We start from the raw sequence: 11,491 nt of genomic DNA, 5'->3' as shown, positions 1-11,491 counted from the left end.
TGTTGGTTATTTCAATAGCAATAAACTAACACTATAAATTTCCAATCTCCAAAACAATTGCAATTGAAACATGTTTGCTTTGAATTCACTGAAAGCTATCAATATTGAAACACAGGTCCGATTTTCTCATCAATCGCCTTGAAGCGAACTTTGTCACCGATTTTAACGGTTCCAAAATCAACCACACCTTCGATAACGGTAGTTAGTTTAACATTTTCTTCTGTTTGCACAATTGCTAAAACATATGGAGCTCTTTCTGCCATATGACCAAACCCAATGTAAACAATAGTATAGGAAAGAATGGTTCCAGATTGTTTCAATTCAACAGTTTCAACAGAATCACTGCCACAGGATGGGCAACCATCTAATACTTCTGCTACTTTGAATTGGCACTCTTTGCAAATTATTCCCGTTAAGGATTCTGTGGGCGTCATAGGTCATTACTCGTATTTGTGAATATTAATTGCAATCTGTTTATCAGAATGTTTGGAAAGGCAAATTGAATTTTTTCCTTCAAAACACAGAGATCTAAAATCAATCTATATCACTTTTACGACTACTTTCCCCTTACTGCGACCAGTCTCTACATATAACATTGCCTCGTTGGTTTCTTCAAAGGAATAAACACGATCAATCACAGGTTTTATTTTTCCAATTCTATTAATTTGGTTATTTCACTGAGTTGATTACCATCTGCCTTCATGAATAAAAACTCAAAACGAACTCGCAGTTTTTTTGTTATCTGAGTTACTGAATAACTCAGTATTTTCATTAGAATTTGCATGGGCCATCCCAATCCAATTTTTTTTGCAAATTCTGCAGTGGGGGGTCCAGTTAAGGAAACTAAAATTCCTCCAGGTTTTAAGATGGATAAAGATTTTTTAAGAATTTCATTCTCTCGATTGCTATGTAATACTACATCATAATCTTTTAAAAGAATCGAAAAATCTTCTTTCTTATAGTCTATTACTAAATCAGCACCTAAACTTTTCACCATTTCAGCATTTGATTCACTTGTTGTTGTCGCAACAAATGCACCTAAGTGATTTGCCAATTGGATTGCAAATGTTCCAACTCCTCCAGATCCAGCTTGTATAAATACCTTTTGACCTTTCTTGACATTCGCAATCTCCACAAGAGCTTGCCATGAAGTAAGGCCAACAAGAGGAATCGAAGCCGCCTCTTCCATCGAAACATTCTTCGGTTTCATTGCTAAATCATTTTGGTGTACAACAATGGATTGTGCAAATGTACCGATATGAAAATCTGCGGGTCTTGCATACACTTCATCTCCAACCTTAAATTCAGTTACATTGGATCCCACTTTTGTAATAACACCAGCCAAATCGTGTCCATTGGTAAAAGGAGTTTTGTAAGGAAGGAAAATTTTAAAATCTCCGTTTTTGATCAATGAATCGAGTAAATTAATGGCTGTGGCATGTACTTGCACCAAAACTTCGCTTTCTTTTGGAATCGGTTCTGGAATTTCCGATAAAACCAATTTTTCTTTTTTACCGTAACGTGTAACTTGGTATGCTTTCATTGTATTAAACCTTAAACCGATTGATATTTTTGATGATGGAACTTTCAAATAATTGATATGCAAAGTGTTGGATCGCTAAAATTACAGAAGCACCTTTCCCAACTGGATGACTAAATTTCGGATTTTTCGTTTCGATTAATTTAACTAAGGTATCAATGACAGGAGTTGGTTCAGGAGCATTTGCAAACAAATCTTCGGAGAACTTTTCAAGTTTACTTCGGTAATTGTTGTAATTATCAATTTTGATTCCAGCTTTAACCGCATTATTGATGATATTTGTTTTAAACCCCATTGGTTCAACCATAGCAACTTTTATATTAAATTCATTTAATTCAAATCGTAAGGATTTAAAAAATCCTTCTAATGCATGTTTGGAAGCACCATAATAGGAAGCACTTGGAAAGTTTAAGAGTCCCATGATGGAACCAACTGTGATTATTTTTCCAAACTTCTGTTTTCGAAAATCTGGTAATAACTCTTTTGTTAGTTTAACTGTTCCCCAAAAATTTGTTTCAAATTGTTTTTTTCCTTCTTCAATTGAAGTTTCTTCAACAAGACCAGAAAGATAAAATCCAGCATTATTAATCAAAACATCAATTTGTGAAATGTATTTGAACAATTCATTGCGAAAATCCTTGATAGAACGATCGTCTGCAATATCTAAAGGTAACATCTTAAATGGCACCTTGCTTAGATTTGGGTTGCGGCTTGTACCGATGACATTATAACCAGATTCGTGGAGTTTGGTTGCAAGAATCAATCCAAATCCCGAAGATGCACCTGTAATTAAAATTGTTTGTTTCATACTATGATTTGACTCTTTTTACTAAATTATACTTGCATTTTGCAAGTGAAAATATTGCTTTTATTTTGCAAGTGAATTTTTTTTAATAAATTTTGGGACTAAAATCGATGGAAATTGCCAAAAAAAGGTCGGAATGCCCACTCAGCTGTTCACTGGACATATTTGGTGACAAGTGGTCTTTACTCATCATGCGAGATATGATGTTCTTTAATAAATCTACATTCGGCGATTTTGCAAAGTCGCAGGAAGGTATCGCAACAAACATCCTAACGGCAAGACTTCAAAATTTAGAAGAACACAACCTCATCGAGAAATTGGAACATCCAACGAGTAAAGCGAAAGTATTGTATAAACTAACAAACAAAGCAATCGATCTTCTTCCAATCATCATTGAAATCCAGTTATGGGCTGACAAGTACATGGAAATCCCAGCCGAAATCAAAGCGCAGATCAAAGAAGCTAAGAAAAACAAGGACGAATTCATTATGGCAATGACAAAAAAACTTAAGAAACAAATCACAAGTTGATTTGGTTTGCATGATCGAAATACACGACAATGTAATTTCTTAATTTTGAGGAGAAAATGATTCGGAAGTATTAGTATTTTAGAAAACTAAAAAGCAAGAAACACATTTGGACCAATGTTATCTGATCCAAATGTGTTTTTAAGTAAGAAAAGGTTTTACTTCAATCGTTCGATGATTGTTGCAATACCCATACCACCACCAATACAAAGTGTGATGAGTCCATAACGAAGGTCTCTTCTTTCCAACTCGTCAAGTACAGTTCCTGTAAGAATTGCACCAGTTGCTCCGAGTGGGTGTCCAAGGGCAATCGCTCCACCATTTACGTTGATTTTGGATTCATCAATTCCGAGTGTTTTCTTAACGTATAACACTACAGATGCGAATGCTTCGTTGATTTCCCAAAGGTCAATGTCTTTTACACTAAGACCAGCTTGTTTTAATGCTTTTTGTGAAGCAGAAACTGGACCAGTTAACATGATGGTTGGGTCTTCACCAGTAGCAACAGTCGCAAGGATTTTTGCACGAGGTTTTAATCCGTATTTTTTTAATCCATCATCATTTGTTACTAAAATCGCTGCTGCACCATCCACGATACCAGATGAGTTACCAAGTGTATGAATGTGATTGATTTTTTTGATTTCTGGATAAGAACGAAGTGCAATTGCATCGAGTTCTTTTTCACCAATTGTTTTGAAAACAGGACCAAGTCCAGAAAGGAAAGCATAATCGGATTCCAATCGTGGATTCTCTTCTTCTGTTACAACAGTTCCATCATCCAATGTAATTGGGATCACAGATTTTTTGAAGTAACCATTTTGGATTGCTGCATGAGCTTTTTGTTGTGAAGATTCTGCAAAACGATCTGCCTCTTCACGAGAAATATCATACTTCGTAGCAATTAAGTCAGCAGAAATCCCTTGTGGAACAAGATTGTAATGAGAAGCAATTTTATCGTTACCAACATTGAAGTCACGACCAAGCATATCATCACCCATTTTCACACGGCTCATGGATTCAACTCCACCACCAACGCCAATTTCCATTGCTCCGGAAGCAACATGGTTTGCTACGTTGTTAAGAGCTTGTAATCCAGAACCGCAGAAGCGGTTTACTGTATAACCAGGAACATCTTTTGGCCAATGTGCAGCCATAACCGCGTAACGAGCGATACATGCCGCTTGGTCAGCAACTTGGGATACACAACCCATTACAACTTCTTCTACCGTTTTTGGATCGATTCCTGTTCGGGTTTGGATGGCTTTTAATGTGGCAGCAGCTAATTCTTGTGGATGGACGGATGCAAGTGTCCCACGTTTTTTGCCCTTTCCTCTCGGAGTTCGGACAGCATCAATAATATAGGAATTCCCCATGGGTTTACCTCTCTCTGGGTGTTCTAGGAAAAACGTACAGAGTTCGCCTCACAAGAAAAGTAAAAAAATCATCATTTCGTCATAGTTTTTGTGAATTTGTGACGGTAGTACTTCATTTTCGCTTGGAATTGGCAAGAATAGCCAGAAATCATCGCATCAAACCGGTCCGCCTTGCTTTCTGTCCGTTCGTCTGCGATCCGGATGTACCGAAAATTTGGATCGATTGCCTCGGAAAATTCCCGTTTGTTCCAGTCCACATAGCGCCAGGCACTAAAACTATGGTTCACACCGACCTTTTCATCGATGGTTCCAATGAGTTGGAATTTGGATTCACAGGGAGTTCGGAAGAAAATGTAACGATTGAAAAAATACAAAATGGTCCTGTGTGGATTGGCATCCAAAACAGAGCGAAAATGTTCCTTCATCTCCTCGACAGTATAAAACAAATCAGGTCCAGAATTGGTGCTTCGAAAGATCACAGGCGAAAATTCGTTGGGTGTGTAAAGTTTCGTCAAAATGCGAATGTAGGAAGGGTCATCCAAACGGTAAGGGATTTCATTGAACGCAAAAGGAAAGGGATCTCGTTCCGTGAAGTGGATTTCGATGTAACGAGTGTGATCGTATTCAGGGTCATTGATATCGGTGGCGACAATCTTACGGATGTAACGAGAGAGAAACTGGTCTTCATACAAATCTCGCACTGTAACGGCACCTTCTTCATACAAGATGGCACTGCCAAAATCGATAAAACTGGCACCATCTAACAGTCGTCCAATGGACCCATACTTGTGATGCAGAATTCGATTCCGAAACATGGATCTTAAAATTAAATTATGGTCATACAATCGTTTGCGACCTGACCTTTGTTCGACGACTGTGTTTTTTGTTTTTTTGACCTTGTAATAATGGATATGATTAGCTAGGCCAAAACGCAATTTTTCAAAGGCATGGTTTTCTAAGACACGTTTTTCATCTTCTTCATTTTCAATGATGGTAGTCTCTGCAATCAAAGGAGATAGAATTCCAATGCCCATTCCGAAGGAATATGTGAAAAATAGTAAATAGATCCAAAATCTCCAAACGTAAGGAAACTTACAACCATTCGAAACTAAGGTGCAAGTATGCAAATGTAGAACCGATCTTACAAACAAACTGAGTAAATAGGTACTGAATGAAGGAATTTTGGAAAACACAGATGCTGAAATGAAATGGTTAGAGGTAAAACCCGGCTGTCCTTATTCCATACAATTCCGGGTTTTTGTTTCGTAGATAGAGTGAAATCTTAATTCCTTTGTCCGAGGATGGGACCACCTGTTTTTTCCATCATTCTTTCTTTGGTCAAAAACAAATCTTCTCGGTTGTCGGCCGCCATCTCACCCGTTCCATCCAAATAAATGGCTCCTTTCGGACATGCCTCTTCGCATAACCCACAAAAGATGCAACGAAGTAAATTGATTTCAAATTTTTTGGCATATTTATCTTCGGGGTGGAGGTGTTGGCGTTCAGAAGTCACTTCTGCAGCTTCGATGTGAATGGCATTGGCAGGGCAAATCCACATACAACAAAAACATGCAGTGCATCGTTCCCTACCCTGTTCATCTCGTTTCATCGAGTGCATCCCGCGAAACCTTGTGGAATACTGACGTTTTTTATCAGGGTATTCAATCGTTACCTGTTTGTTAAACAAAGCAACTTTTACAAAATGTTTGAGTGTGATCCAAAGGCCTTTGCCTATGGACCAAAAGTAAAATTTTTCATACCAAGAAAACTGGTGTTTTTTGGCTACGTTGACGACATTAACGGTTCCCAACGGATGCCTCCATTTTTTTAGTCATCGTATTCAGAATTTGCTCAACAACACCAGCAGAGGTTAACAACCCTTGGATGGGATTCATTGACTTTTCAAAGTTCTGTTTGAGGCCGTTTTTGTTGGTAAAACTGCCCTCATGTTCACAGAAAATTTGAATTGGTGCCGCCAAACATGCGTTTTTCGCAGTATCAGTCAAATTGGTATCAAAACAAATCACCTTAGATGGATCGATGCCTTCTGGAATGGATTCTTTGATCAGGATCACTAAATCAACGGAACCCTGTTTGACTGCTGAAACAATCCCAGTAATTCCAGAAGGAGTTGTAAGACCTAAGTCAATTGCTCCTTTTGTATTCGGGTGGTTGTCTTTTGTGAGTAAAAAGTCTACCTGTTCAGTTTCTTTATTTTGAGCATCCGTCACACGAGTTTCCCATTGGATGGATTTGCCACCTAATGCTTGTGAGAGGGAATTTAGGTTTTGTTTGAGTGTTGCTAAAGTTTCGTTGGATTCGTGAGCACCACCGAGAACGGCAATGGATTTTGCTTCTTTCAATCGATCGATGATTTTAGATATCACAACTTGTGATGTGGAATTTTTTCCATTTTCCAAATAACTGAACAAACGGTTTTCGTTCATCCAATCCAAATCAAACCGACCTTTGTCACAAAGGAAAAACATTCCTTGTTCAAAATTTTCACGTACCATGTATCGATACATTTTATTGTCTCGTACATTCGTGGTTACATTACAACCAGTGGAACAACCATGGCATACTGATTTGTGCGATTTATACCACCAAACACGTGATTTAAAAAGTGTTTTGTTATTAAGAAGGGCTCCCACAGGACAAATGTCTGCAAGGGCACCTTGGTAATTATGATTAATTGGTTCTGATTTTGCAAGACCAATGATGGAATGGTTCCCTCTTTCAAAAAGACCTAAGTTCGATTCCCCAACTTTTTCTTCTTCAAAACGAACACAACGATAACAAACGATACAACGATTGTGATTGATGATGAGGTTCGTTCCAATTTCTTCTTGTGGGATATTTCGTTTTTCAAATTCAAAACGAGAATGGCCAGATCCAGAACCAAATGCGTTGTCTTGCAAACGGCATTCTCCTGCTTTATCACAAACAGGACAATCTAACGGGTGATTGGCGAGAAGGAATTCCATGGTACCTGCGCGTGCTTCTTTCACACGATCAGATTTGGTAATGATACCCATTCCCTCTTTTACAGGAGTATTACATGCGGCTTGTAACCGAGGTACACCTTCAATCTCAATGAGACACATACGGCACATACCGACAATGCTCAGAGCTGGGTGGTAACAGAAGTAAGGAATTTCGACTCCTACTTCTTTTGTTGCATCAATGAGGTTTTTCTTTTCGTCGACTTCGTATTCGACTCCGTCTATCTTTATCTTAACCAAAGAACAGACCCCCTAGGTTTGATTAGACTTAGGTCTTTTGATTTTGTCAAACCTTCATTTGGAAATTATATTTACCTCGGAGAGATAAGCGTATGGCTGTAAGTCCACTACGTGATTACTAAAAAATTCGGAATCTACAAACAGGGAACTAGCTCTGATATTGGTCTGTTTTAGAATTTTTGCGATCAAATCATCTAAAATTTGTAAAGCACGGACTTCATAAAAAAAAGCGTTATCGAGATTGATTCTCAAATTGGTGAAACTACCTCTTCCTGCTAAGGTAAGCATAAACCTGTCATATATCTCTTCTGTGGATTTTTTACCAGGACAACCTTTGATGTCGAGTTGCATCTGTGAAATGGAGAGTTCCGTCACATTGATTTGTAATGGAAATGCTTTTTTATCGATAATGTTTTCGGGTTTCAGCTGTAAAACAAATGCGATTTTTTCGAGGAGGGCTTGGTTCGCGATAGGTTTTAATAGATAAGCAGTGACATGGCTTAATGCTGCCCGTTTCACTTGGTCTTTTTCACCAACGGCCGTTAGCATGATGACGGGTGTCATTTTTAACATGTCCTTTCCTTTTTCGAGAAAACTGATTCCATCCAGATAGGGCATGTTCACATCGCTGATCACCAAATCATAACTATTGTTTCGAATTTTGGTAAGACCTGACATTCCATCTACAACATGAGTCACATCAAAGTTATATCTCTCTAAAGTATGTAATAAAAGTTTGGCACTACTCTCATCGTCTTCTAAGAGTAAAATTTTATAAACTTTGGGGCGATTCATTCGATTTTATGTCCTCTATTGGTTTGGAATGGCGTTTAAATTCGCATACTTCATAAACCATTTTGGTTGTAAGGCTCTTTGGTATAAGTAAGCATCAACTAACACTAGGTTTACGACAGCTTCGACAATCGGAACTGCCCTTGGCAACACACATGGATCATGACGACCTTTTGCCTTAAGAATCGTTTCTTTATTTTGGTCGTTCACTGTTTTTTGTTCTTTTTTGATTGTAGAAGTTGGTTTAAAAGCAGCTCGAATGACAAGATCCATCCCGTTAGAAATTCCACCTTGGATTCCACCAGAACGATTGGTTCTTGTTTTAACTTTGCCCGTTCCTTCTTCGATGTAAAATTCATCATTGTGTGTACTACCTGTTTGGCGAGTACCCGAAAAACCAGAACCTACTTCAAATCCCTTACAAGCCGAAATGGATAAAATGGCTTTGGCTAAGTCGGCATCTAACTTATCATAAACGGGGTCACCAAGTCCTGGAGGTAAATTACGAACCACAACTTTTACAACTCCCCCAACCGAATCTCCTTCATCCCGGAGTTTACGAATGAGAGTTTCCATCTCGTCATTGGCAGAAGGTTTCGGACAACGTGTCGGAAACTGATCAACAATGTCTCTTGAGATTGGGTATTCATCTTCTGCAATCAAGGAATCAATGGGACCAATCGAATCCACAAATCCAACGGTTGAAATTCCCAATTCGTTTTCTAAAATCACTCGGGCAAGACCTGCAGCTGCAACTCGACCTATGGTTTCGCGAACAGAGGAACGACCACCACCTACATGGGCTCTATGGCCATATTTTTCAGAATAAGTATAATCAGCATGAGACGGGCGAAACACATGTGCCATCTCATCATAATCACTGCCAATGGTATTTTGGTTATTTACCTTCATGAGTATGGGGCTTCCAGTGGTTTTGCCTTCAAAAACTCCAGACTCAACTACCATTCGATCTTTTTCATCTCTCGGAGTTGTCAGATCATTTTGACCTGGTCTACGACGTGTTAGATCTTTTTGGATTTCTTCTTCTGGAAATGGAAGGCCCGCAGGCACTCCATCCACAACAACTCCTACGGATGTTCCGTGAGATTCTCCATAGGTAGATACTCGGAAAATTTTTCCCCAACTTGATGGCATATACGGACAATGAAAATGGAGATTGCATTCTCTCCAATAAAGTTTTTCATGAACTTGGAATGCATTTACTCTTTGAAGGACCCAAATATAAGGCAATCATCCTTAGCATTGGGGTGCATGTATTCATTCTTTTGTCTTATTTGGCAATGGAATACCGAAGTGACATAGATTCTACTCACATCAAACTCAAGGAAGGCGGAAATTTTTCCTCTTTCCAACTTCATTTTTCAACTGGATTGGGAGAAAGTAAGGAATCTATTTCGCCAAAACAATCTCAGAATGATGGGACCAAAACCACAGAAGATGAAATCTCTGAATTCCAAAATTGTCTCAGTTACCCCAGTTTGGCATTGGAACAAAAACTAGAAGATCATTGTGTCTACCGACTTTCTGTGAAAGAAGACGGCAGTTTGGAAAAAATTGCAGTGGTCACAGCATGTAGGTATGCGGTTTTTGATCAACAGGTGCGTCGCCAACTTTCCGATTGGAAGTTCCAATACACCAAAGGCAAAGAATTTGTTTTACCCATTAGGTTCCGTTTAGATGTCAGAGACTAATCCACAATCGGAAGAAAGTGCATGGTATATAGTTTATACCAAACCACGTGCAGAAAAAAAACTCAGTGACCTTCTGAACAAATACAAAATCGAAAACTACTTACCAATACGGAAAGAACGGAAAAAATGGACAGATCGATTCAAATGGATACAAGTTCCAATATTGCCTTCCTATATTTTTGTAAGGATTGTCTTTTGGAGAGATAAAAATAAGGTCTTACAACTACCAGGATCAGTTCAGTTTGTATTTCATAAAGGGCAACCAGCCATTGTGGAACAAAATGATTTAGATGTTTTGGAACAAGGCCTTAAAGATTATGCGGAATCTTTGAAAATGAACAGAGAACTATTATTTCAAAAAGGCAAAATGGTGAAAGTGATCGATGGTTCTTTTGCTGGTAAAACCATGGAAATTCTTAAAGTAAAAAACAAAACCCTTGTAGTATTAAGAATTCCTGGTGTAGAAACCGTTTTCTCTTATGAGATCAATATGGATCACTTAGCTTGGGAGGAATTACTTGTATGACAAATAAAGATACTTTGACTATCGTAAAACAAGCGCTTGACGATGAAATTTCATCTCTTGTTCACTTCCGTGAACAACTAGACCCTTCAGTAAAAGAATGTATCGATCTGATCCTAAAATCAAAAGGAAAAGTAATCGTCACTGGCGTTGGAAAGTCTGGTGATATTGCCAAAAAAATCTCACACACACTTTCTTCGACTGGCACTTCAGCATATTTTTTACACCCGACAGATGCATCTCATGGGGATTCTGGAATTGTTGGTCCCGACGATGTGGTACTTGCCATTGGAAAAAGTGGTGAATCAGAAGAACTGAATTATATCCTACCGACTCTCCGCAAAATCGGAGCAAAAATTGTAGGCATCACTGCAAACGCCAAATCTAAGTTAGCAGAATTATCAGATGTTGTCATTATCACTCCTGTTTTAAAAGAAGCTTGTCCTTTAGATCTTGCTCCTACTTCCAGTACAACAATAGCCCTAGTACTCGGAGATGCGATTGCAGTTGCTTTAATGGAACTTAAAGAATTTAAAGCAGACGATTTTGCATTGTACCATCCTGCTGGCCGATTAGGCAAACGATTGTCCTTATATTTAACGGATGTGATGCGAAAAGGAGAAAGAAATGCCTCTATTCCCATTGATGCAAACCTAGAAACTATTTTAAAAGAAATTACAGAAAAAGGAATTGGTGCTACTGGAGTTGTGGATTCCAATTCAAAACTTGTAGGACTGATTACCGATTATGACATTCGTAAATATCTCACAAAACATACATTATCGCCTGATGTAACCGCAAAAGAAATGATGAACCCAAATCCAAATAGTTTTCGTCCAGATGAAAAGGCTTATGATGTTTTAATTAAAATGGAAGGACGCGAAAGGCCAATTTCTGTTGCTCCTGTTGTGGATGACAAAGGAGTTTTTGTTGGGATGATTTCTCTCCACGATTTATTACAAAAAGGATTATAA

General features: G+C 38.4%; 14 protein-coding genes. 4 read left to right on the top strand and 10 right to left on the bottom strand.

The window, feature by feature from the left end:
* Positions 1-98: 98 nt before the first annotated feature.
* The 4 genes from ND855_RS16750 to ND855_RS16735 all read right to left on the bottom strand — a co-directional run bounded on the left by ND855_RS16750 (position 99) and on the right by ND855_RS16735 (position 2,348).
* Positions 99-434 carry a Zn-ribbon domain-containing OB-fold protein gene (locus ND855_RS16750; RefSeq protein WP_265359269.1) on the bottom strand — a complete coding sequence of 112 codons (336 nt, stop codon included), beginning with the start codon at positions 432-434 and terminating at the stop codon, positions 99-101.
* Positions 435-539: 105 nt separating this feature from the next.
* Positions 540-638 carry a zinc-binding dehydrogenase gene (locus ND855_RS16745; protein ID WP_265359268.1) on the bottom strand — a complete coding sequence of 33 codons (99 nt, stop codon included), beginning with the start codon at positions 636-638 and terminating at the stop codon, positions 540-542.
* Between the two features lie 5 nt (positions 639-643).
* Complete coding sequence (locus ND855_RS16740) at positions 644-1,543, bottom strand: NADP-dependent oxidoreductase (RefSeq protein ID WP_265359267.1); 900 nt, start codon at positions 1,541-1,543, stop codon at positions 644-646.
* Positions 1,544-1,547: 4 nt separating this feature from the next.
* Positions 1,548-2,348 (bottom strand): SDR family oxidoreductase, encoded by an 801-nt coding sequence (locus ND855_RS16735; RefSeq protein ID WP_265359266.1) that lies wholly within the window; start codon positions 2,346-2,348, stop codon positions 1,548-1,550.
* A gap of 107 nt (positions 2,349-2,455) precedes the next feature.
* Between ND855_RS16735 and ND855_RS16730 the strand changes: the two genes are divergently transcribed.
* Positions 2,456-2,875 carry a winged helix-turn-helix transcriptional regulator gene (locus ND855_RS16730; RefSeq protein ID WP_265359265.1) on the top strand — a complete coding sequence of 140 codons (420 nt, stop codon included), beginning with the start codon at positions 2,456-2,458 and terminating at the stop codon, positions 2,873-2,875.
* A gap of 155 nt (positions 2,876-3,030) precedes the next feature.
* On the opposite strand, the gene ND855_RS16725 is transcribed toward ND855_RS16730, so the two are convergent.
* From ND855_RS16725 to aroC, 6 genes are all read right to left on the bottom strand, one after another.
* Positions 3,031-4,245 (bottom strand): acetyl-CoA C-acetyltransferase, encoded by a 1,215-nt coding sequence (locus ND855_RS16725; RefSeq protein ID WP_265359264.1) that lies wholly within the window; start codon positions 4,243-4,245, stop codon positions 3,031-3,033.
* Positions 4,246-4,316: 71 nt separating this feature from the next.
* Positions 4,317-5,279, bottom strand: coding sequence for a hypothetical protein (locus ND855_RS16720; protein WP_265359263.1), 963 nt, complete (start codon positions 5,277-5,279; stop codon positions 4,317-4,319).
* Between the two features lie 248 nt (positions 5,280-5,527).
* Positions 5,528-6,055, bottom strand: a complete 528-nt coding sequence (locus tag ND855_RS16715; RefSeq protein ID WP_265359262.1) for a NuoI/complex I 23 kDa subunit family protein — start codon at positions 6,053-6,055, stop codon at positions 5,528-5,530.
* Complete coding sequence (locus tag ND855_RS16710; RefSeq protein ID WP_265359261.1) at positions 6,042-7,490, bottom strand: 2Fe-2S iron-sulfur cluster-binding protein; 1,449 nt, start codon at positions 7,488-7,490, stop codon at positions 6,042-6,044. The genes ND855_RS16715 and ND855_RS16710 overlap by 14 nt, the downstream gene beginning before the upstream one ends.
* Positions 7,491-7,544: 54 nt before the next feature.
* Complete coding sequence (locus tag ND855_RS16705; RefSeq protein ID WP_265359260.1) at positions 7,545-8,285, bottom strand: response regulator; 741 nt, start codon at positions 8,283-8,285, stop codon at positions 7,545-7,547.
* 15 nt (positions 8,286-8,300) lie between these two features.
* On the bottom strand, positions 8,301-9,437 hold the full coding sequence (aroC, locus tag ND855_RS16700) for a chorismate synthase (RefSeq protein WP_265359259.1): 1,137 nt from the start codon (positions 9,435-9,437) through the stop codon (positions 8,301-8,303).
* Between aroC and ND855_RS16695 the strand changes: the two genes are divergently transcribed.
* From ND855_RS16695 to ND855_RS16685, 3 genes are read left to right on the top strand one after another with little or no spacing between them, the layout of a single operon-like run.
* Positions 9,431-9,994 (top strand): LIC_10042 family TonB-like protein, encoded by a 564-nt coding sequence (locus ND855_RS16695; protein WP_265359258.1) that lies wholly within the window; start codon positions 9,431-9,433, stop codon positions 9,992-9,994. The genes aroC and ND855_RS16695 overlap by 7 nt on opposite strands.
* Positions 9,981-10,520, top strand: a complete 540-nt coding sequence (locus ND855_RS16690; protein WP_265359257.1) for a UpxY family transcription antiterminator — start codon at positions 9,981-9,983, stop codon at positions 10,518-10,520. Before ND855_RS16695 ends, ND855_RS16690 begins: the two co-directional genes overlap by 14 nt.
* On the top strand, positions 10,517-11,491 hold the full coding sequence (locus ND855_RS16685) for a KpsF/GutQ family sugar-phosphate isomerase (RefSeq protein WP_265359256.1): 975 nt from the start codon (positions 10,517-10,519) through the stop codon (positions 11,489-11,491). The genes ND855_RS16690 and ND855_RS16685 overlap by 4 nt, the downstream gene beginning before the upstream one ends.

The sequence above is a fragment of the Leptospira paudalimensis genome (assembly GCF_026151345.1).
In the GTDB taxonomy this organism is placed as follows: Bacteria; Spirochaetota; Leptospiria; order Leptospirales; family Leptospiraceae; genus Leptospira_A; species Leptospira_A paudalimensis.
The sequence above is the reverse complement of the archived record's forward strand: the minus strand, read 5'-3'. Positions and strand labels throughout refer to the sequence as shown.

Bases quoted from the DNA above. Each gene is read 5' to 3' on its own strand.
- ND855_RS16750 (WP_265359269.1), bottom strand. From the start codon at position 434: ATGACGCCCACAGAATCCTTAACGGGAATAATTTGCAAAGAGTGCCAA.
- ND855_RS16740 (WP_265359267.1), bottom strand. From the start codon at position 1,543: ATGAAAGCATACCAAGTTACACGTTACGGTAAAAAAGAAAAATTGGTT.
- ND855_RS16735 (WP_265359266.1), bottom strand. From the start codon at position 2,348: ATGAAACAAACAATTTTAATTACAGGTGCATCTTCGGGATTTGGATTG.
- ND855_RS16730 (WP_265359265.1), top strand. From the start codon at position 2,456: ATGGAAATTGCCAAAAAAAGGTCGGAATGCCCACTCAGCTGTTCACTG.
- ND855_RS16725 (WP_265359264.1), bottom strand. From the start codon at position 4,245: ATGGGGAATTCCTATATTATTGATGCTGTCCGAACTCCGAGAGGAAAG.
- ND855_RS16720 (WP_265359263.1), bottom strand. From the start codon at position 5,279: ATGGGCATTGGAATTCTATCTCCTTTGATTGCAGAGACTACCATCATT.
- ND855_RS16705 (WP_265359260.1), bottom strand. From the start codon at position 8,285: ATGAATCGCCCCAAAGTTTATAAAATTTTACTCTTAGAAGACGATGAG.
- ND855_RS16695 (WP_265359258.1), top strand. From the start codon at position 9,431: ATGGCATATACGGACAATGAAAATGGAGATTGCATTCTCTCCAATAAA.
- aroC (WP_265359259.1), bottom strand. From the start codon at position 9,437: ATGCCATCAAGTTGGGGAAAAATTTTCCGAGTATCTACCTATGGAGAA.
- ND855_RS16690 (WP_265359257.1), top strand. From the start codon at position 9,981: ATGTCAGAGACTAATCCACAATCGGAAGAAAGTGCATGGTATATAGTT.
- ND855_RS16685 (WP_265359256.1), top strand. From the start codon at position 10,517: ATGACAAATAAAGATACTTTGACTATCGTAAAACAAGCGCTTGACGAT.